The organism is Paenirhodobacter sp., from assembly GCF_047600745.1.
GTDB lineage: Bacteria > Pseudomonadota > Alphaproteobacteria > Rhodobacterales > Rhodobacteraceae > Rhodobacter.
The window spans coordinates 461,913-482,375 of the sequence record NZ_JASGKI010000004.1; the positions used below are offsets into that span (position 1 = coordinate 461,913).

Genomic DNA, 20,463 nt, shown 5'->3' on the forward strand with positions numbered 1-20,463 from the left:
CGAGCCGTAACCGATTGCGGCGCCTGTTGAAACGGAAAAACTCAGTCGACCCGTTCGGCCCGCGAATACAGCACGCACCGCCTCCGCCCGGCACGCTTGGCCGCATAGAGCGCGGTGTCGGAATCCTCGACCAACCGGGCCGCATCCCCGGGGCCGTACCCCGTCGCGAAGGCGACCCCGATCGAAGCCGAAATCCGGCAGGTCTTGCCCTCGAAATCGTAGGGTTCCTCAAGCCGGGCAATCAACCGCTCGCCCAGACGCTGAAGCGACTCCCCATCCTCGGCGTCATGCACGATCAGCAGGAATTCGTCCCCCCCCCGTGCGCGCGACGATATCGCCACGACGCAACTCATGGATCAGCCGCACACCGACCTTCATCAGTACCTGATCCCCCGCCGCATGGCCGAAGGTGTCGTTCACCGCCTTGAAATAATCGAGGTCAATATGAAAGACCGCGAAGGGCGCCCCACCCATCGCCTGCGCCTCAAGGAAATCCGCAAGCGCCTTGTCGAACCCGCGCCGGTTCGCGAGCCCGGTGAGCGGATCGCTCTGCGCCTGCGCGACCGCGGTGCGCCGGGCCATGTCCAGCCGCCCCGTCAATGCGCTCAGCTCGCCCAGAACCGCGGCATTCGCCTCGCCCATATACAGCAGCTCGATCGCCAGATCCGACGCCGCGAAATCCCCTTCGGTCAGGCCGAATTCGCGCACGGCATCCGGCAGGTGAATGCCGAAGGTCAGGTTGAACAACGCCCCGTCCTTCCCGTCCTGCCCCAATCCCACGGCGGAGCCCCGCAGCACGATCTCCGGCCGGTTCTTCATCACCAGATGGATGCGTTGGCCGCCCAGCGGAATCACCGCGCCGCAGGGCAGGTCCATCCCCGGGCCGCCCCGGCCCCGGCTCGCCTGCGGCAGACGGAGCAGGAAATGTTCCTCCCCAAGCTCGCCGATGCAGGGCGCGGGATGCAGGATCTTCGCCAGTGTCGGCCCGACGCCACGGATCATGCCGTGCCCGTCCAGCCACAGGAACATCGGCATCAGTTGCCCGATGGCAGTAATCGAGATTCCGGGGAAAGGGCCAGGATCCGTGGTCATGGGTGCCCCTCGGTGGCAGATGGTGCCAAAGCGAATCCCTTGCCGGTGGCGAAATCCTCCTCCAGCAGCATAACCTGAACCCGCTCAACCCCGTCGCCATCGTCGGGCAGTTGTTCGATCAGCGCCAGCGCCCCGTAATCATCGGCCATCGCCCTGAGAACACCCGCCGTCACCGCACCCCATCCACTCATTCCCGCACGCACTTCAAAAACATAGCGATTACCGCTTTCCGAGGCCAAACATACCGCAGGCAGGTCGAGTTCCGCCAGTGCCATGCGTCCACGGTCCCGCAATTCGTCCAATGAAAGCAGAAACTCGCCGTAAACGGTTCCACCAAAGCGAAGAAGGCGCCGAACAAGTTCTATTGTCACCAGATGGGCGCCAATATCCTCCAGAACGTTGGAGGGAGAGGTGCCCAGAACCTCCGCCGCAGCAGAGATCAGATCCTCCGTAACCGAGGCCGGATAATGCAGCATGGTCTCAAACCCTTCGGGCCCGATTCCAGCCCGCTGCGCCACCTTGCGCCACACCGCCGATCCGTAATTGTCGCTCAGAAAATACTGAACCGATTTGTTCACCAAGCCATACATCATCCGGGCATCCCCGCCTTACTTTTACGGCAGCCTAGATAAAGCTCGTTAAAGAACCGCCAATATCCATCACGGCAACACGGTCAACTGCCGCGCACCAAGCGGAAGGGCCTGCAAACGTGCCGGTTCCGTCGCGCCGTTGCCGCCGATCAGGGCGTCGATCAGCGCCGCGCCGGCGGGTGCGCCGCTCGCGCCCAGGAACACCGGCCGCGCCGGGATCCAGCGCGCGCCGCTTTCGTGGAAGGCGAACAGGGTCTCGAATCCCTCGACCCGCAGGAACAGCGCGTCACGGCCAGGCTGCACGGGACTGAAATCCGCGATCAGCACGACGCATCCCGGATTGCCATGCGGCGTGGTCTGCGCGCAACGCGCGGCCCAATCCGGATCCGCCACCCGGGCGATCGCCTGCAAGAGTTCCTCCGGCAGCGCCTCACCCTCCGGCAGAACCCGGATGACCGGGCGCAGGGCCTTGGCCCGCGCATCGGCCGAAGCCGATGGTGCGTTGGTATCCGTCACCGCGCCTTCGAGAACCGCAAGCCGCTGCGCCAATGCTTCCTCCCCCGGCTGGGCCGCGCGTTGCCGCAGCATTTCCACCGCCCGCTCCCCCGGAACGCCCCAGTCATGCGCGAATTCCCATACCGGAATCTGTTCGGCCCGGGTCTGCCCCGCCTCGAACCGCGCCATCTGCGAGCGCACCGAGATCGCCTCCGCCGAAAGCAGCGGTGTCAGCCACAGCACCGCCACCGTGAGCGTGACCAGCGCCATCCAGACATTGGCCCGACGGATCACCGCGCGCCAATGCCTGCCCGCCAGCACCGCGCCCAGATACAGCGCCGCATAGCCCACAATCAGCCCAAGCACCGCCGTCGCCGCAACCCGGTCCGGCGTCCAGCCATGTTGCACCACCCGCAGGCCCAGCGACCACCCCGCCAGCCCAACCAGCACCGGCAGCAGCACCGCCAGCCCCCGCGCGGACCAGGTGAGAACGGGCGCCTGCGCAGCCTCCTCATCGTCCTGATCGACCGCAATGGCGATCAGCAGGATCGAGGCCAGCGCCGTCGCGATCAGGATCCCGGCCGGGGAAAGATAACCGAACAGATGGCCGAGCCCGCTGGCCGGCAGCACCGCGACGAAAACCACCTCGACCAGCAGAACGACAGGCAGCAGCAGCCGCAGCAGCCGCAACAGCAGCGCCGCCGACAGCATGTCCGACAGCTCGACCACGACCGACAGGCCAAGCCCCAGCACCGCCCCGCTGACCAGCCAGGCGACCGGAGCGCGGGCCAGGAAATCGCCCAACTGGTCGATCCCCACCAGTTCGAGCAGCGCCGACAGCAGCCACAGCACCAGCCAGACCACACCCACGAACAGCCAGGCCGCCGCATAGCGCACGGTGATCGTCCAGCTTTTGGAAAACAGCACGGCATAGTTGCGCCAGCCGCTCCGCCCTTCGGTTGCCAATGCGATGGCGAAGGGCACGGGCAGCACCGTCACCACCAGCAGCGCCACCGCCACATGGCCCGCGCGCAGCATCTGCCCGGCATCCGAATAGCCCAGCGATTTCAGCCAGGTCAGCCCCGCCGCCGGAAGCGCGATCGCCGCCGCCCAAAGGAGCGCCCGCCGCCCGCCCAGATCGCCCAGCATCCCAAGCGCCGCGCCGAAGAACGCCAGCGCCAGCACCGCCACGGCGGCAAAGGCGCGGTCGTCCCGCCATTCCCAGGGCAGTTCCGACAGTTGCCAGAACGACAGGCCCGCCAGCAGGCCCAACAGGATGAACTGCAACCGTCTCGTCATCGGCTCCTCCACTCGTTGCCCCCACCTACCCTTGGGGCAGGCATAAGGCCAGCGCTCAGCGCCGGGTCTCCAGCCAGCCGGACAGCGCAGCGATATCCGGCAGGACCACATCGAAGGCCGGTTCCAGCACATCCCGCGGCGCCACGCCCGTCAGCACGCCCACAGAGGCCATGCCCGCCGCCCGCGCCGCCGCCGCGTCATGCAGGCTGTCGCCGACCATCGCCACTTCGGCGGGCGCAAGGCCCTGTGCCCCGGCAAAGGCCAGAAGCTGCCCCGGGCCGGGCTTTGCGCCATGGCCGCTGTCATAGCCCGCGACGAAATCGAACAGATCCGCAACCCCCGCCCCGGCCAGATGGGCGCGGGCTGAAGCCTCCGAATCGTTCGTCGCCAGCCCGAGCCGAAGCCCGCGCCCGTGCAGCGCGCCCAGAACCTTCGGCAGATCCACCGCCGGAACCTGCTCCGCCTGCGCCGACAGCGCATTCAGCTCCGCCGCGATCTCCGCCGCCTGCCGCCCCGGCAGATGCGGCAGCAGAAGCTCGGCCACCTCCGCCGTCGTTCCGGCGATGACGGTGGAATCCGGGGCGAAAAGCCCGGCCACCGGATCATAGCGCATGGCCGTGGCCAGACGCGCCGCCAAATCCGCATCCCCCCGCGCCAGCGCCACCAGCGCCGAACGCGCCCAGCCCCCCCAGGTCGCCGTGAAATCGAACAGCGTGCCGTCCTTATCGAAGATCAATGCCGCAATCATGTCAGGTCCAATGCATCCGGTCGCGTCCACCCATTACCGCCCGCGCAGTGCCGATCCGTTCGGGCCGGACCCCGCAGGCACCGGCACAGGCCAGCACCCATTCGTCGGTTTGCATGACGAAATCCAGCACGGAAAGCAGAAAGGCCGGTTGATCGGCCTGCGCCCGCACATCCGCCGCCGTGGCACCACTGGCCCCCAGGAAGGCCGCGAAGACCTCATCCTCGCCCGCGAGCCAGGCCAGCGCCCCTAAGGCAAGAATCCGCGCATCTTCTTCGTTCATGATCGGGAACTCTCCTTAACGTCAGCGCCGCGAAAGGTTTTGTTAACCATTTACCGCGAAACATAAACTTATTCGAGAGCAGCGTGAAGGAGTGCCAGCCGCCATGACCGGGAAGATCCTGATCGTGGATGACGTCGCCACGAATAGAATCTGTATTGAAGGTGAAACTGGCCGCCGCGCGTTACCAGTCGCTTCAGGCCGCTTCCGGAGACGAAGCACTGAGCATCATCGCGCGCGAAGTGCCCGACCTGATCGTCCTCGATACGAACCTGCCCGACGCGGACGGGTTCGACCTGTGCAGCCGGCTGCGCTGCACGCCCGCCACGGCCGATGTCCCGATCATCCTGACCGCAACCGATCCGGACGCGCAAACCCGGCTGGCCGCGCTGCGGGCCGGGGCGAATGACCTGCTGCCCAAGCCCGTCGATGAACAGGATCTGTTCGCGCGGCTGCGCGGGCTGTTGCGGGCGCGGGCGGATGATCTCGACCTCGGCATGCGCGAGACCGCTTTTCACGAATTCGGCCTGGCCGAAACCCCCGCCGATTACACCCCGCCCGCAACGGTCGCGCTGGTCGCCGCAAGCCGGGAGACCGCGCTGAACTGGAAGAATGCGCTCTCCCGCCACCTTCCGGGCGATATCCTGACGGTGCTGCTGCGCGACGAGGCGCTGGCAGAGGCCGGTGGCGGGCGTTGCCCCGATGCTTTCCTGATCGCGGCGGATCTGGCGCATCCGTCGGAGGGCCTGCGCCTGATGTCGGACCTGCGCGCGCGGGCGCCGTCGCGCCATTCGGCGATCTGCATCACCGTGCCCAATGCCGGGTCCGAAGCGGCGGCGGCGGCCTTCGACCTGGGGGCCGACGACCTGATCGTGGGGGACAATCCGACCCCGGCGCTGGCCGAGGAAGCCGCCCTGCGCCTGCGCCGCCAGATCGAGCGCAAGCGCCGGTCCGACCGCCAGCGCAAGAGCCTGACGAACGGGCTGCGGATGGCGCTCACGGATCCGCTGACCGGGTTGCACAATCGCCGCTATGCGATGCCGCAACTGCTGCGGATGACGGAAGCCGCGCGCGAAAGTGGCCAACCGATTGCGGTGATGGTGCTGGATCTCGACCGCTTCAAGTCGATCAACGACACTTGGGGGCATGGCGTCGGGGATGCCGTTCTGGTCGAGGTCGCACGCCGCCTGCGCCGCTGCCTGCGCCCGGCCGACCTGCTGGCGCGGATCGGCGGCGAGGAATTCCTGATCGGCATGCCCGACATCAACCTGCGCGATGCCCGGATGGCGGCGGAACACATCTGCTCGGTCATCCGCGGCAGCCCGGTGCATGTGCCCGAAATCGCGCGCGCCGTCCCGGTGACTGTCTCGATCGGCCTCGCGGTCGGTGCGAACGGTTCGCAGGCGCCGGTGGACATGCTGATCACCCAGGCGGACCATGCTCTGCTCGACTTAAAGGCCGAGGGCCGCAATCAGGTGACGGTGTTCTGCCGCACCGCCGCCTGAGGCGCGCCCCACCGATAGCCACCCTTCGGATTTTCTGAAAGCCCCCGAACCGGGTCAGCCCGGGTTTTCCTGCACCCGCGCGATCCACATCCGCAGCGCCGCCACCGCCTCTGGCTCATCGAGGAAGGGGATATGGGCGCGGTCGGGCACCTCGGCAAAGATCATGTCCGGGCGCCGCCGCTGCATCTCCTGCGCCGTCTCGCGGCTCAAAAGGTCGGAATTCGCCCCCCGGATCAGGCACAGCGGCAGCCCCGCGCAGGCGTCGAACAGGGGCCAGGCCGTCGGAATTTCCTCCCCCTTGAAGGCTTCGACGAACGGCTGACGCAGCTCCGGATCGTAGGTGATGACCATCCGGCCATCGCGTTCGGCATATTGGCGCGCGACCTCCTCGGCCCAGCGGCTCGCGGGCACATTGGCAAATCCCGCCATCGCCCCCGGCAGCTTTTCCGCCAGTTCCCCGGGCGTCTTCGCCGCCGGGTTGCGGCCGAGATAGTCGAAGATCTTCATCAGCCCACCGCGTTCCAGCGCAGGCCCGACATCGTTCAGCGCCAGCCCCAGCAGCCGCTCCCGCGCAGCATAGGCCAGCCACATCCCGATCAGCCCACCCCGGGACGTGCCCAGCACCGCCGCCTTCGCGATCCCCAGATGGTCGAGCAGTTGCAGCGCATCCGATGCCTCGCGCGGGACGGTATAGGTCGCCGCGCCGGTGAAATCGCTCGCCCCCCGCCCGCGGTAATCCATCCGGATCAGCCGGACATCCCGCAGATGCGGCGCCACATAGTCGAAATCCCGTCCCGTCCGGGTCAGCCCGGAGAGCGCCAGAACCGGCAGCCCTTCGCCTTCGTCCCGATAGGCGATCCGCGCCCCGTCGTCCGCCGTGAAATAGCTGATATCCGCCATCTTTCCCCCTTGGCCTGCGCACGCTTCCCGTCACCTTAGCCCGAAAAGCAAAGAAGACCATGCCCGACAGACTGACGGACCTCCAGGCGTGCCTGGCCGAGATCGACCGTAGTCCCCCCGCCGCGAGGCCATGCACTACCGGATCAACCGCGACCATATCGTCTTCGACCGCCAGTATCTGGCCTATCTGAACGCGCTACGGAAATTCAGCTGCCTCTGCTGCGCTTACGGCCCCGGGATGATTTCCTATGCGCGCGAAATCGCCGGGCGTAGTGCCCGATCAAACATGCTCCCCGGATGTAGGGCGCGCATCGTTTCTGCGACTATGGCGGTGCCAAGGGCTACCGAAGCTCCACAGGGAGCTTCGGTACGTCGAGGATCAGAGGTTCTCGGGCTGCGGCATGCCCAGAACGTGGAAACCGCAATCGACCAGCACCACATCCCCCGTCGAACAGGCGCCGTAATCCGAACACAGCCAGGCCGCCGTGCCGCCCACCGCCTCCAGCGTCGCATTCTGCCGCAGCGGGCTGTTCGCCTCGGTGAAGCGGAAGGTCTTGCGCGCCCCGCCGATCGCCGCACCCGCAAGCGTCTTCATCGGGCCGGGGCTGATCGCATTGACGCGGATCCCCTGCGGCCCCAGGTCATTCGCCAGATAGCGCACCGAGCTTTCCAGTGCCGCCTTCGCCACGCCCATCACGTTGTAGAACGGCGTCACCCGGTTCGACCCGCCATAGGTCAGCGTGATCAGAGAGCCGCCATTCGGCATGATCTCCGCCGCGCGCCGCGCCACGTCGATGAAGCTGAAGACCGAAATGCTCATCGAATTCTTGAAATTCTCGCGCGTCGTATTGGTGAAGCGGCCGGTCAGCTCGTTCTTGTCGGAATAGGCGATGGCATGGACCAGAAAGTCGATCGAGCCCCATTCCCCCTTCAGCCGCGCGAAGGCGGCATCGAGGCTCGCGTCGTCGTTCACATCCACATCCAGCAGGAATTCCGAACCGACCGAAGCCGCCAGCGGCGCGACCCGCTTGCCAAAGGCCTCGCCCTGATAGGAAAACGCCAGTTCCGCACCCTCGGCATGCAGCGCCTTGGCGATGCCCCAGGCAATCGAGTGGTCATTGGCAACGCCCATGACCAGCCCGCGTTTTCCCTTCATCAGATCAGCCATGGATCACCCCAGATATTTTGAAAGCAGCATCGAGCCGTTGGTCCCGCCAAAGCCGAAACTGTTGGTCATCACCGTATCGAGGCCCGCGTTGAAGACGGTTTCCATCGCGATCTCGCCCGGGTCGATCGCCGGATCGAGCGTTTCGATATTGATCGACGGCGCGATGAAATCGTCTTGCAGCATCAGCAGGCAATAAATCGCCTCCGCCGCGCCGGTGGCGCCCTGGCTGTGCCCGGTCATCGACTTGGTGGAACTGACGGGCGGGGTATGGCCGCGACCGAACACCCGGCGCACCGCCTCGATCTCGCCGACATCGCCCACCGGGGTCGAGGTACCATGCGCATTGATATAGCTGACCTTCCGCTCCGCGGGCAGCGATTTCAGCGCCATCCGCATCGCGCGCTCGCCACCCTCGCCCGACGGCGCCACCATGTCATGACCGTCCGAGGTCGCGGCGAAGCCCGTGACCTCGGCATATATCTTCGCACCGCGCGCCAGCGCGTGCGTCAATTCTTCCAGCACGACGATGCCACCACCACCAGCGATGACGAATCCATCCCGGTTGGCGTCGAACGCGCGCGATGCCTTCTCCGGCGTGTCGTTGAACTTCGACGACATCGCCCCCATCGCATCGAACAGGCAGCTCAGCGTCCAGTCCAGTTCTTCGCCCCCGCCCGCGAACATCACGTTCTGCTTGCCGAAGGCGATCTGCTCCGCCGCCGCCCCGATGCAATGCAGCGAGGTCGAGCAGGCCGAGGTGATCGAATAGCTCATACCCTTGATCTTGAACGCTGTCGCCAGATTGGCCGAAATCGTCGAGGACATACATTTCGGCACCGCGAGCGGCCCGATCCGCTTCGGCGCGCCCGAGTTCAGCACCACCTGATGCGCCGCGAACATCGCCGAGGTCGAGGGCCCGCCCGATCCCGCGATCAGCCCGGTGTGGACGTTCGACACATCCGCCTCGCTCAGCCCCGCATCCCGGATCGCCTGATCCATCGCGATCCAGGCATAGGCCGCCCCCGGCCCCATGAAGCGCAACGTGCGCTTCTCGACATGTTCGGTCACGTCGAGCTTCACCGCCCCGGCGATCTGGCTGCGGAAACCGCGCGCGATCATCTCCTCATTGGCGGTGATGCCTGAACGGCCCGCCTTCAGGCTCTCCAGAACCTCGGCGGCATTGTTCCCGATCGGCGAAACGATGCCCAGCCCGGTGACGACGACACGGCGCATGATGGCCTCCTTGATCTGGTCAGCTTCTCGGAAAGAGCGACCTTCATGTCCTTGACCTGATAAATGACTTCACCGTCGGCTTCGACGATGCCGTCCGCGACGCCCATCGTCAGCCGCCGCGTCTGCACGGCCTTGGTGAAATCCACCTTGTAGGTCAGCATTTTGCGGTCCGGACGGACCATGCCGGTAAGCTTCACCTCGCCCACGCCGAGCGCGTAGCCCCGGCCTTTCCAGCCGCGCCAGCCGAGGTTGAACCCCGTCAACTGCCACAGCCCGTCGAGCCCCAGGCACCCCGGCATGATCGGGTTGCCGGGGAAATGGCATTCGAAGAACCACAGGTCGGGCGTGATGTCGAATTCCGCCACCACATGCCCCTTGCCATGCGCGCCGCCGTCGCCGGAAATCTCGGTGATCCGGTCCATCATCAGCATCGGCGGCGCCGGCAGCTGGGCATTGCCCGGCCCGAACAGCTCGCCCCGCGCGCATTTCAGCAGATCTTCTTTCCCGAAACTTGTCGGAAAGCCCGTCATGGAGCCCGTCCCCCTCGTCATTTTCTCTCCCTTACCACCCGGCGGGGCGCAGGCGCAAGCGGGTCGGCCCGTGCTTGCGGGCGGGGTTTCGCTGTCGAATCGTCATTGTCATCCGGCTGTTTCGCGCAATATATCTTTGGTATGGAACATGACGCGATGACCGAGACGTGCAGCGCACAGCAACGCGGACGGAATTGGCTGGAGGCCGGCGGCCTGCGACCAACGCGGCAACGGCTGTCGCTGGCCACGCTTCTGGTCGGCGACGGGCAGAACCGGCATGTAACCGCCGAAAGCCTTTTCGACGCCGCCGTCCGGGCGGGCGACAAAGTGTCGCTCGCGACGGTCTACAACACCCTGCGCGCCTTCTGTGATGCCGGGATCATGCACGAAATCACCGTCGATGGCAGTCGCAGCTATTTCGACACGCGAATCGACGATCACCCGCATTTCTTCTGGGAAGAGGAAAACCGGCTCAGCGATGCCCCGGCGGAGGAACTGGACCTCGCGCAGATCCCTACCCCGCCCGCGGGCACCGAAATCACCCGCGTCGACGTCATCATCCGCGTCCGCAAGATCTGATCAGCGCTCATCCAGCCGTTCGCGCAACGCACTGATGCGGTCGCGCAGATCGGCCAGCCCGTCCAGCGTCAGCCCGGTGGCCTTCATGATGGCGTCCGGCACATGCGCCGCCCTCGCTTCCAGTGCCCTGCCCGCATCGGTCAGTGACACCAGCGTCTCGCGCTCGTCGCGCGGGTTGCGGGCCCGGCTGACATAGCCCCCCGCCTCCAGTCGCTTGACCAGCGGCGTCAGCGTGCCCGAATCCAGCCGCAACTGTGCGCCGATGGTCTTGACCGCCAGCGGTTCGGGGGCGGCCCACAGGACCGTCAGGACAAGGTATTGCGGATAGGTCAGCCCAAGCGGATCCAGCAACCCCCGGTAGGTCCGCGTCAGGGCGTGGTTGGCCGAATAGATCGAATAGCAGATCATGTCTGCCGGAGAGAGGGCTCGGGTCATGCCCCCAAATACATTGCACACAATCTTCTTGCAAGCACCGCGATTCTCGCATATTAAATTGTGTACAATGTAGTTGTGCGCAAATGGAGAATCCCATGACCACGATCATCACCCCCGCCTATTCCACCACCGCCATCGCAACCGGCGGCCGCGACGGCCGCTCGCGCACGCTCGACGGCGCCATCGACGTGAAACTGGCAACGCCGAAGGAACTGGGCGGCCCCGGCGGCGGCAACAACCCCGAACAGTTGTTCGCCGCCGGCTATGCCGCCTGCTACCTGGGGGCGATCAAATTCGCCGCCCTGCAAGACAAGAGCCTGCCGCGCGTGCCCGCCGACATCACCGTCGAAGCGACGGTCGGCATCGGCCCGCGCCCGGACAAAGGGTTCGGCCTGAAGGTGGGGCTGGTGGTGTCGCTGCCGGGCCTGACCCAGGACGAAGCGGACCGGCTGACCGTGGCGGGCCACGGTATCTGCCCCTACAGCCACGCCACCCATGGCAATATCGAAGTCGTCACCACCACGGTCCTGTAAAACGAAAAAGGCGCCCCAAGGGCGCCTTTCCATTGTCGATGCCGCGGCAGGATCACTCCTTCGCGCGTTCGACATAGGCGTTTTCGGCGGTGTTGATCACGATCTTCGTGCCGACGCCGATATGCGGCGGAACCATCACGCGGATGCCACCGGTGCAGACGGCGGGTTTGTAGGACGACGAAGCGGTCTGCCCCTTCACCACCGGCTCGGTCTCTTCGACCTCGACCGTCACCTTCTGCGGCAGTTCGATCGACAGCGCCACGCCCTCATGGGTCAGCATCCACACCCGGATGCCGTCGCGCAGGTGGACCTTGGCATCGCCCACGACATCTTCGGACACCGCGATCTGGTCGTAGGTTTCCGGGTTCATGAAGTGGAAGCCTTCGCCGTCCTCATACAGGAAATCGTATTCCGCTTCGTCGACATGGGCCTTTTCCACGCTGTCCACGGTACGCCAGCGCTCCGACACCTTCACCCCGTCCGAGATCCGGCGCATTTCGACTTGGGTCACCGAGTTGCCCTTCCCCGGATGGACGTTTTCGGCGGTGAGCACGATATAGAGCACCCCGTCCATGTCGATGACGTTGCCCTTGCGGATCGAGGAGGCGATGACTTTGGCCATTGGTGCGGTCCTTGTGGTTCATGGCAGGCTCTGGCGCCCGGATGGCAGAGCGCCTAAACCATCCGCAGAAGAAATTCCAGTCGAAAGCCGAACCGATGACCGAGACTCCGTGGTGGAACCGCGACCGCCATGCCGACCGCAGGCCGCTGCTGCTGGCGCGCAACCGGATCCGCCGCGCAATCAGCGGCTGGCTCGACGCGCAGGACTTCATCGAGGTCGATCCGGCCGCGTTGCAGATCAGCCCGGGCAACGAAACCCATCTGCACGGCTTTGCGACCCGCGCGATCGGCAATGACGGCGTGCCGCATCCGATGTATCTGAACACCTCGCCCGAATTCGCGATGAAAAAGCTGCTGGCGGCGGGCGAGCAGCGGATCTACGCCTTCGCCCATGTCTGGCGCAACCGCGAGCGCGGCGCGCTGCACAGCCCCGAATTCACCATGCTGGAATGGTATCGCGTGGGCGAGGACTATACCCGGCTGATGGCCGACATGCAGGAGATGGTCGGCCTCGCGGCGCGGGCGGCCAATGTCACCCGGCTCCGCTTTCGCGGCGCGGAATGCGATCCCTTCGCGCCCTTCGAGCGGCTTTCGGTCGCCGAAGCGTTTCACCGCCATGCCGGGATCGACCTGCTGGCGACCTGTCACGGGGCGGAGACGGATGCCGATGCGCTGCGCGCGATGGCCCGCGCGGCGGGGCTGCGGATGGGGGACGATGACAGTTGGTCCTTCATGCTGTCGAAAATTCTGGTCGAGAAGGTCGAGCCGCATCTTGGCCATGGCCGTCTCACCGTGCTCGACCGCTACCCCGCTGCCGAGGCCGCGCTGGCCCGCCCCGCGCCGGACGATCCGCGCGTGGCGGAGCGGTTCGAGGTCTATGCCTGCGGCGTCGAACTGGCGAACGGGTTCGGCGAACTGACGGATGCCGCCGAGCAGCGCCGCCGGTTCCGCGCCGAGATGGACGAGAAGGAAGCCATCTACGGCGAGCGTTACCCGCTGGACGAGGACTTTCTGGCGGCGCTCTCGCAGATGCCCGCGGCGAGCGGCATCGCCATGGGTTTTGACCGGCTGGTCATGCTGGCAACCTCCGCACCGCGGATCGACGATATTCTGTGGACGCCGGTCGCCGATCCCTCTGCCTGACCGGCGGAGGGCACGACGCCTTCGGGATGGGGTCAGCCCTGACCGGTTCCCACCGACCGCATTGCGGGGATGCGCGAACCCCGCGTTTTCCCTCCGCTACGCCGGGTGCGCCCGGCCTTGCTTTCGCCGAAACCGGCCCGGGATTTCTCCGGACAGCATCCTGCCGTCCGGCGCTGAAATCCGGGCAATATCGAACGCGCACGACCCTGCGGAAGGTTCAAACAACCCGGGCACACGAACGCTGTCCGCGCCACCATATTCAGCGCGGCGAAAGCGCGTGAAGCCCCGGAATGGTCCGGATACCGCGCGTCGGACGGTCCGGCCACATGCCCCCTCAATGCGGCCACAGCACGCGATAAAGCCGCAGCACCGGCATCGGCACGATATCCAGCGTCCGACGATGCGTCGCTTCCAACACGACCGGCGGCGCACAGCCCTCCTCGTGCGCCTCCAGAAAACGCGAGGCGCAGAGGCACCATCGGTCCCCTTCCCGCAGACCGTCAAAGTGGAACTCCGGCCGTGGCGTGGTCAGGTCGTTGCCGACATATTTCGACCAGGCCAGAAATTCCGCCGTGGTGATCACGCAAACCGTATGCTGGCCGCTGTCCTCCGCGCAGGTATTGCAGGAACCATCGCGGAAATATCCTGTCCTCGGCTGCATGGAACAGGATTCCAGCCGTCCTCCCAGAACATTGACCGAAGCCTCCATTCCCATCATCATCGCATCTCCCTTTTTTGTGATCAGGGTGCGCGAGACGATGGATTCTGACAAGGCCCGTCGTGCCGGGAAACTCCCAGCCGGCCTGAGCGATGCGCACGCCTTGACCGAGCTCTGAAAAATCCGCCCCGACACGGCCCATCCCGCGGATGGAATCCTGCATTCGTTCCGCGCGGCCCGCCCCGCGCCCAAAGAGTTCCCGCAGTTCGGGGCGTTCGATCACGGCCCGGCCTATGCGCGGAGGGCTCCGGGGCGGCTTTTAATTCTTCAGCGCACGCCACGGCTGGGCCCGCGTGCGCAGGGCTCTGAGGCTCAGCCCCCGCCAACGCGCGCGCGGTGGCTCCGCCCGCACGTCTGAGCCGATCGTGACGCGCACCACGGGCCCAGCCCGCGTGCGCAGGGCTCCCGGTCAGGCCGACATCCCGACGTTCAGTGGCGTTACGCCCGGCCCGCGCACTGAGGTCTCCCGACCGTGGAAGCGGACATCAACGGCGGTGCCAGCACGCCCGCAGACGGAATATCCACAACCTGGCCAGGGCAATATACACGGGCCGGCAACCGCAGCAAATCCGCCCTCGCTCGCGCACGGACGCACCTCGGCAGGCGGCGGAAACCTGCACCCGTCGCGCGTGCAGAGGGCTTGTCTGGTCATCGGACTGGCGCCCGTTCTACGCGCGGTAGAGGGATCCAAGAGGACGATCCACAGTTGAACCGCGCCGGGTTTGCCGGAGGCTGATTTTGTTGGGGCATTTCAACACTTCATCATATCGCCGATGAGGACGAAGTTCAGGAAGGCCCTGAACATGATGTCGAGCTTCTCGAAGCGTGAGAAGATGCGGCGAAAGCCCTTCAGCCTGCGAAACAGCCGCTCCACCTCGTTGCGCCGCTTGTATCGCGGTCGTAGTCCCACGGCTCCTTGCAGTTTGCTTTTTGGGGTACGATCGGTTTGAGGCCCAGGTCGAGAACAAGCTGTTGGGTCTCTTCGCCATGCTCGATCCATCGCCGGAAAGCGGCCTTTTCCAGCCATGAAGCAAGGCCCGCCCCTCTGGTGCATCATACGCCTGTCCGCCTGAAAGGCTGAATGTCAGATCTGTTCGAGCATCCGCAGCAACGAGATGAACCTTGGCAGTCCATCCTCCACGGGATTTCCCGATGGCTTGCGGCCCCTTTTTCGGCGCCCCCGCGTGAACCTTGACCGAGCTGTTGTCGAGGTCGAGGCATTCGACCCGGATCAGCCGGTGTTTCTGCAAGGCGATGAACAGCCGATCAAGCACGCCAGCCTCGGCCCAAGGGCGCAGCCGGGTTATAGATCGTGTGCCAATTGCCGAACCGCGCAGGAAGCGCCCGCCACTTGCATCCATTCTCGCGACGTAAAGCACCGCGTTGATCATTGTCAGGTTGGAGACCCGCACATTGCCGCGCTGCACAGGCAGATATGGACGGATCAAATCGTATTATGTTTCGCGTATCTCATTCATTTCAAATGCATAACACGCTTGTCACACCCAAGACAGTGTTAACACGCCCTAGTTACGCGGCCACGGGCTCGGTTTCCAGTGTGACGCAGAAGCCTGCCTCCGCTTTCGCTGGCAGGATGTTCCCGATGGGCTCGAGGAGGCGGCGGTTGTTGAACCAGTCGCCGCATTCCAGCGTCGCGTATTCGACGGCCTCGAAGCTGCGCCAGGGTCCACGTCGATGGATGACCTCGGCTTTGATCATATGGAGGGGACCCTGGCCCCAGCGGGGCCGCGCAAGCCCCGGAATAGTTGATCGTCTCGGCCAAGGCGTTGCCGTAGCTGTCGCTGACACTGCCGACCTATGGCTCGATGCCCGCTTCCGCCAGCCATTCGCTGTAGCGAATGCTCAGATATCGCGAACCGCGGTCGCTATAGTGAACCAGCCCCTCGATCGGGCGCCGGTCATGCACGGCCTGCTCCAGCGCATCAAGAACGAAGCCTGCATGCGCCGAGGCGCTGACGCGCCAGCCCAAAATCTTGCGGGCATAGGCGCGATGGCGAAGGCCACATAAGCAAAGCCCTTCCAGGTGGCGGCACAGGTGAAGTCGCTGCCCCACAGCATGTTCGGCGCAGGCATGCGGAACTGGCGGTTAACCTTGTCCAACGGACGTGGGCCGATCTGTCCGGGATCGTCGTCCTGTGCGGCTTGCCACGGATAATCCCCTGAATGCCCATGCTCTTCATCGGCCTCGCAGCCGTGCATCGGGCGATGTCGAAGCCATCCCGGGCGAGCTGCCGCCAGACCTTGCGCACGCCATAGACCCGCAGGACCTCGGGGCGTAGCGCATCGTCACGGCGCGCCGGATCGGCCCGCTTCGCCAGATGGCTGTAGTAGGTGGAAGGGGCGATCGGCAGCACGCCGCAGATCCGCGCGACCCCATGCCTCCCCCGATGCACATCAATGAACGACACGATCACTTCGACCGGCGGTCGAGCATCTCCGGCAATGCTGAAGCAGTGCCTTCGATCATCGCAAAATACGCGCTCGGATCAGCGTCGGACCAGTGGCGGCGGATCCTCACCCTTGCGCAGGATCTCGTTGGCCTGGCGCCGTTCGCGGTTCTCGCGTTCCAGCGCCTTCATTTTGTCGGCCATCTCAGTCGGCACGCCGGCCGCTGCCGACCTCGGCCTTCTTGACCCGATCATTCAGCGTGTTGGCCGAACAGCCGATCTTCGCGGGGATCGACACGATGGCCTGCCAGTGCGACATATGCGGACCCTCGCCGTCGAGAACCATCCGCACACTCGTGGACCTCAGGGGAGAACTTGTTCGTCGTCTTGCTCATGATGCTCCCTCCTCAAGACTTGGAGCCTCCGGAAAACCCGGTACGCAGGCCCCATCCGCCCCACACGGAGGGCTCTCCGCCGGGGCACCCAGAGGCCTCATTTCCCGCGTGCTGACGCGAAGCCCCACCACGCAGGCGGGGATATGCCACCCGATGATGCAGCCGGAGGGTCAGTAGATGTAACGGATCTGGTCAGCCCAGAACCGTTCCACCTGGCGCAGGCTTCGGTTCAGGGCAATGATCGCCTCATGCGACAGAACCTCGCGGCTTTCGATCCCGGCGGAATGTCGCTCGAACAGGTCCGATACCGTCTCGCGCAGCGCCCGCCCCTTTGGCGTCAGGCGCACCCGGACGGAGCGCCGGTCCACCTCGGAGCGCTGATGGTGCATGTAGCCCGTCTCGACCAGCTTCTTCAGGTTATAGCTGACGTTCGAGCCCTGATAATAGCCGCGGGTCTTCAACTCCCCCGCGGTCACCTCATTCTCCCCGACATTGTAGAGCAACAGCGCCTGCACGGGATTGATCTCGAAAATGCCCAACCGCTCGAATTCGTCCTTGATCAGGTCGAGCAGCAAACGGTGCAGCCGCTCGAACAGCCCAAGGCTTTCGAGATAATCCGCCAGCAGCGGCGAGGATAGTTGCGCGTCCCCGGACGCTTTCATGGGGATCTGAAAAGTCATCCAACTCTCCGCCATTTCGTCTGCGACGGAGATTCGCCCAAAAGCCCGAAAATTCAGTTAAGCGGTCACGAATTCATCGCTCGCTTGTTACTGGGCGTGACGCTCCCGCGCGAAAGCGCCGATTTCCGCCAGCAGATCGCGATATTCCTCCGGACAGGGCCGCGCGCCCGAGACCCAGAGATACAGATCCTGGTCATTCTCTTCGAGCACGCGCTCGTAGATCTCCAGCCGCGCCTGATCCAGATCCGCCAGCCGCGCATCAGACCAGGGGCCGAGGATCATGTCCATCTCCTTCGTGCCGCGCCGCCAGCTACGCATCCGCATCCGTTTCAGCCGGGCTTCCGGGGTTTCCATGCCGTCCTCCATCGTTTCGCCGGGCTTGCCCCGTGCCCGGCGCCCCGTCAAGCCCGGATGTCCTTGATCCACACCCGGCTCGCGCGTAAAGAATGGCTCCGGTCAGATACAAACCGGAGCACCGACATGGCTTTCCTTTCCGATACGCTTGCCCGGGTGAAGCCCTCGCCCACGATTGCTGTCACCAACAAGGCGCGCGAGCTGAAAGCCGCCGGGCGCGATGTCATCGGCCTGGGCGCGGGCGAACCCGATTTCGACACGCCGGACAACATCAAGAAGGCCGCGATCGCCGCGATCGAATCCGGCAAGACGAAATACACCGCCGTCGACGGCATCCCGGAACTGAAGCAGGCGATCTGCGACAAGTTCGCGCGCGAAAACGGCCTGAGCTACAAGCCCTCGCAGATCACCGTCGGCACCGGCGGCAAGCAGGTGCTTTACAATGCGCTGGTCGCGACGCTGAACCCGGGCGATGAAGTGCTGATCCCCGCGCCCTACTGGGTCAGCTATCCGGATATGGTGCTGCTCGCAGGCGGCACGCCGACCTTCGTCGAAGGCAACATGCAGACCGGCTACAAGATCACGCCCGAACAGCTTGAGGCCGCGATCACGCCGAAAACGAAGTGGTTCATCTTCAATTCGCCCTCGAACCCCTCAGGCGCGGCCTATTCGCGCGAGGAACTGAAGGCGCTGACCGATGTGCTGATGCGCCATCCGCAGGTCTGGATCATGTCGGATGACATGTATGAGCATCTCGTGTTCGGCGATTTCGAATTCACCACGCCCGCGCAGGTCGAACCCGGCCTTTACGACCGCACGCTGACCTGCAACGGCGTGTCGAAAGCCTATGCGATGACCGGCTGGCGGATCGGCTATGCCGGCGGGCCGGATGCCCTGATCAAGGCGATGGGCAAGGTGCAGTCGCAATCGACCTCGAACCCCTGCTCGGTCAGCCAATATGCCGCGCTGGAGGCGCTGACCGGTCCGCAGGACTATATCACCGAGAGCAAGAAGGCGTTCGAGCGCCGCCGCGATCTGGTCGTCTCCGCGCTGAACACCTGCCCCGGCATCACCTGCCCGACGCCGGAGGGCGCGTTCTACGTCTACCCCTCGATCGCGGGCTGCATCGGCAAGACCTCGGCGGGCGGCGTGAAGATCGTGGATGACGAAGCCTTCGCCTCGGCGCTGCTCGAAGAAAACGGCGTCGCCGTGGTGTTCGGCGCGGCCTTCGGCCTGAGCCCCAACTTCCGCATCAGCTATGCCACCTCGGACGCGCAGCTGACCGAAGCCTGCGCCCGGATCAAGGCGTTCTGCGAAGGTCTGAAGTAATCCCGTATCCGGGCCGGTCTCCGGCCCGGATCACCCCCGCGGGGTCAGCCATGGCCCGCGCCAGAACCGCAGCGTCAGGATCACCGCCGAACAGGCCAGCCCCGACGCCAGCCCGAGCCAGAGCCCGGCGCCGCCCAGCCCCAGCGGGAAAGCCAGAACATAGCTCGCCGGGATGCCTACCAGCCAGTAGCTGCCCCCCGCAACCCACATCGGCACCCGCGTATCCTGCACGCCGCGCAGCAGGCCGAGCGCCATCACCTGCGCCGCGTCGAACAGCTGGAACAGCCCCGCCACCGCCAGCAGCACCGTGCCGAAGATCAGGATCTGCCCGGCCTCCGCCGAAGAGCGGTCCAGAAACAGCCCGATCAATTGATGCGGCAGCAGCAGGAAACAGGCAACCGTCACGAAGCCGAAGCCGAAGGACAGCGCCAGCCCCGCCGCCGCGCCATCGCGCATGCCGCGCAGATCGCGCCCGCCCTGCGCTCGGCCAACACGGATCGTCGCCGCATTCGACAGGCCCATATGCACCATGAAGGCCAGCGAGGCGAGTTCGAGCGCGATCCCATGCGCCGCCAGTTGCACCGTCCCTATCCAGCCCATCATCACCGCCGAGGCCTGGAACATCGAGGTCTCGAACACCGAGGTCAGGCCGATCGGCATGCCGACGCGGAACACCGCGCGGAACGCCTCCCAATCCGGGCGCCAGAACCGGGCGAAGAGCGTGAAGCGGCGCAGTTCCGGCAGGCGCGCGGCATAGATCATCAGCACCGTGGCGGAAATGATCTGCACCATCACCGAACTCAGCGCCGCGCCACGCAGGCCCAGTTCCGGCATGCCCAGATTGCCGAAGATGAACAACCAGTTCGAGCCGATGTTCAGTGCCACCGCCACCAGCGTCACCGCAAGCACGACGCGGGTGCGCTCGAACGCGCTCAGATAGGCCTTCAGCACCGCAACGATCAGTGCCGGCACCATGCCCCACATCGCAATGCGCAGGAATTGCCCGGTCAGATCGGCGATTTCCGACTGCTGCCCAAGTGCGCGCAGGATCGACCCGGAGAACCACAGCACCGGCATCATCAGCACGCCCGCCAGCACCGAAAGCCAGATCGCCATCCGCGTATCGCGCCGCACCTGCGTTTCGTCGCCGGAGCCGAGCGCCGCCGACACCCGCCCCATCAGCGCATAGGAAAACCCGGAGCCCATCAGGAACAGGATCCAGAAGAACCCCGCGCCCAGCACGACCGAGGCCAGTTCCCGCACCCCATACCAGCCCATCATCACCGTATCGGCGACATGCAGCCCCATCTGGGCGAGGTTGGAGCCGACGAGCGGCAGGCCGAGCGTCAGAAGCGCACGGATATGGGCGGCGAAAGAAAGCCGCGGGGGCATTTGAATATGTTCGGACATGGCGCGCAAGCTACCCTTCCG

General features: G+C 65.3%; 20 protein-coding genes, 3 pseudogenes and 1 other annotated feature. Of the genes and pseudogenes, 5 read left to right on the top strand and 18 right to left on the bottom strand.

Annotation, left to right across the window (positions count from 1 at the left end):
- Positions 1-41: 41 nt before the first annotated feature.
- From QM789_RS10915 to QM789_RS10940, 6 genes are all read right to left on the bottom strand, one after another.
- Positions 42-341: a diguanylate cyclase domain-containing protein gene (locus QM789_RS10915; RefSeq protein ID WP_420351932.1), complete on the bottom strand. Its 300-nt coding sequence runs from the start codon at positions 339-341 to the stop codon at positions 42-44.
- Positions 286-1,092 carry a GGDEF domain-containing protein gene (locus QM789_RS10920; RefSeq protein ID WP_420351933.1) on the bottom strand — a complete coding sequence of 269 codons (807 nt, stop codon included), beginning with the start codon at positions 1,090-1,092 and terminating at the stop codon, positions 286-288. Before QM789_RS10920 ends, QM789_RS10915 begins: the two co-directional genes overlap by 56 nt.
- Positions 1,089-1,685, bottom strand: coding sequence for a heme NO-binding domain-containing protein (locus QM789_RS10925; RefSeq protein ID WP_420351934.1), 597 nt, complete (start codon positions 1,683-1,685; stop codon positions 1,089-1,091). The genes QM789_RS10920 and QM789_RS10925 overlap by 4 nt, the downstream gene beginning before the upstream one ends.
- Positions 1,686-1,751: 66 nt before the next feature.
- Positions 1,752-3,476: a hypothetical protein gene (locus QM789_RS10930; RefSeq protein WP_420351935.1), complete on the bottom strand. Its 1,725-nt coding sequence runs from the start codon at positions 3,474-3,476 to the stop codon at positions 1,752-1,754.
- Between the two features lie 55 nt (positions 3,477-3,531).
- Positions 3,532-4,224 (bottom strand): HAD family hydrolase, encoded by a 693-nt coding sequence (locus QM789_RS10935; RefSeq protein WP_420351936.1) that lies wholly within the window; start codon positions 4,222-4,224, stop codon positions 3,532-3,534.
- Position 4,225: 1 nt separating this feature from the next.
- Entirely contained in the window at positions 4,226-4,504 is a 279-nt protein-coding gene (locus tag QM789_RS10940; RefSeq protein WP_420351937.1) for a DUF3572 family protein, read from the bottom strand.
- Positions 4,505-4,665: 161 nt separating this feature from the next.
- Here QM789_RS10940 and QM789_RS10945 point away from each other — a divergent pair, with 161 nt between their 5' ends.
- Positions 4,666-6,006: a diguanylate cyclase domain-containing protein gene (locus QM789_RS10945; protein WP_420353291.1), complete on the top strand. Its 1,341-nt coding sequence runs from the start codon at positions 4,666-4,668 to the stop codon at positions 6,004-6,006.
- A gap of 54 nt (positions 6,007-6,060) precedes the next feature.
- On the opposite strand, the gene QM789_RS10950 is transcribed toward QM789_RS10945, so the two are convergent.
- The 4 genes and pseudogenes from QM789_RS10950 to fabA form a co-directional block, all read right to left on the bottom strand.
- Entirely contained in the window at positions 6,061-6,906 is an 846-nt protein-coding gene (locus QM789_RS10950; protein WP_420351938.1) for an alpha/beta fold hydrolase, read from the bottom strand.
- 379 nt (positions 6,907-7,285) lie between these two features.
- Positions 7,286-8,074: an enoyl-ACP reductase FabI gene (locus QM789_RS10955; protein ID WP_420351939.1), complete on the bottom strand. Its 789-nt coding sequence runs from the start codon at positions 8,072-8,074 to the stop codon at positions 7,286-7,288.
- Positions 8,075-8,077: 3 nt separating this feature from the next.
- Positions 8,078-9,307: a beta-ketoacyl-ACP synthase I gene (fabB, locus tag QM789_RS10960; protein ID WP_420351940.1), complete on the bottom strand. Its 1,230-nt coding sequence runs from the start codon at positions 9,305-9,307 to the stop codon at positions 8,078-8,080.
- Positions 9,308-9,333: 26 nt separating this feature from the next.
- Positions 9,334-9,837 (bottom strand): annotated as a pseudogene (gene fabA / locus QM789_RS10965) (bifunctional 3-hydroxydecanoyl-ACP dehydratase/trans-2-decenoyl-ACP isomerase); the annotation flags it as partial.
- A 156-nt stretch (positions 9,838-9,993) separates the two neighbouring features.
- On the opposite strand from fabA, the gene irrA reads away from it, so the two are divergent.
- Positions 9,994-10,416, top strand: a complete 423-nt coding sequence (irrA, locus tag QM789_RS10970; protein WP_420351941.1) for an iron response transcriptional regulator IrrA — start codon at positions 9,994-9,996, stop codon at positions 10,414-10,416.
- Here the strand turns inward: irrA and QM789_RS10975 are convergent, their stop codons facing one another.
- A complete protein-coding gene (locus tag QM789_RS10975; protein WP_420351942.1) occupies positions 10,417-10,851 on the bottom strand; it encodes a MarR family winged helix-turn-helix transcriptional regulator in 435 nt (144 codons plus the stop codon).
- A 95-nt stretch (positions 10,852-10,946) separates the two neighbouring features.
- On the opposite strand from QM789_RS10975, the gene QM789_RS10980 reads away from it, so the two are divergent.
- On the top strand, positions 10,947-11,384 hold the full coding sequence (locus QM789_RS10980; RefSeq protein WP_420351943.1) for an organic hydroperoxide resistance protein: 438 nt from the start codon (positions 10,947-10,949) through the stop codon (positions 11,382-11,384).
- 52 nt (positions 11,385-11,436) lie between these two features.
- On the opposite strand, the gene efp is transcribed toward QM789_RS10980, so the two are convergent.
- On the bottom strand, positions 11,437-12,006 hold the full coding sequence (gene efp / locus QM789_RS10985; protein WP_420351944.1) for an elongation factor P: 570 nt from the start codon (positions 12,004-12,006) through the stop codon (positions 11,437-11,439).
- Positions 12,007-12,101: 95 nt separating this feature from the next.
- On the opposite strand from efp, the gene epmA reads away from it, so the two are divergent.
- Entirely contained in the window at positions 12,102-13,148 is a 1,047-nt protein-coding gene (gene epmA / locus QM789_RS10990; protein WP_420353292.1) for an EF-P lysine aminoacylase EpmA, read from the top strand.
- Between the two features lie 334 nt (positions 13,149-13,482).
- Here the strand turns inward: epmA and QM789_RS10995 are convergent, their stop codons facing one another.
- The 5 genes and pseudogenes from QM789_RS10995 to QM789_RS11015 all read right to left on the bottom strand — a co-directional run bounded on the left by QM789_RS10995 (position 13,483) and on the right by QM789_RS11015 (position 17,703).
- A complete protein-coding gene (locus QM789_RS10995) occupies positions 13,483-13,863 on the bottom strand; it encodes a DUF2237 family protein (protein WP_420353293.1) in 381 nt (126 codons plus the stop codon).
- Positions 13,864-14,617: 754 nt separating this feature from the next.
- Positions 14,618-15,314 (bottom strand): annotated as a pseudogene (locus QM789_RS11000) (IS5 family transposase).
- Positions 15,315-15,396: 82 nt separating this feature from the next.
- Positions 15,397-16,620: pseudogene (locus QM789_RS11005) on the bottom strand (IS3 family transposase).
- Positions 16,224-16,343: a sequence feature (AL1L pseudoknot), on the bottom strand. (Overlaps the previous pseudogene by 120 nt.)
- A gap of 219 nt (positions 16,621-16,839) precedes the next feature.
- Positions 16,840-17,349: a MarR family winged helix-turn-helix transcriptional regulator gene (locus QM789_RS11010; protein WP_420351945.1), complete on the bottom strand. Its 510-nt coding sequence runs from the start codon at positions 17,347-17,349 to the stop codon at positions 16,840-16,842.
- Positions 17,350-17,436: 87 nt separating this feature from the next.
- Positions 17,437-17,703, bottom strand: a complete 267-nt coding sequence (locus tag QM789_RS11015) for a succinate dehydrogenase assembly factor 2 (protein ID WP_420351946.1) — start codon at positions 17,701-17,703, stop codon at positions 17,437-17,439.
- 126 nt (positions 17,704-17,829) lie between these two features.
- On the opposite strand from QM789_RS11015, the gene QM789_RS11020 reads away from it, so the two are divergent.
- On the top strand, positions 17,830-19,032 hold the full coding sequence (locus tag QM789_RS11020; RefSeq protein WP_420351947.1) for a pyridoxal phosphate-dependent aminotransferase: 1,203 nt from the start codon (positions 17,830-17,832) through the stop codon (positions 19,030-19,032).
- A gap of 30 nt (positions 19,033-19,062) precedes the next feature.
- On the opposite strand, the gene QM789_RS11025 is transcribed toward QM789_RS11020, so the two are convergent.
- Positions 19,063-20,424: an MATE family efflux transporter gene (locus QM789_RS11025; protein ID WP_420351948.1), complete on the bottom strand. Its 1,362-nt coding sequence runs from the start codon at positions 20,422-20,424 to the stop codon at positions 19,063-19,065.
- Positions 20,425-20,463: the final 39 nt, after the last annotated feature.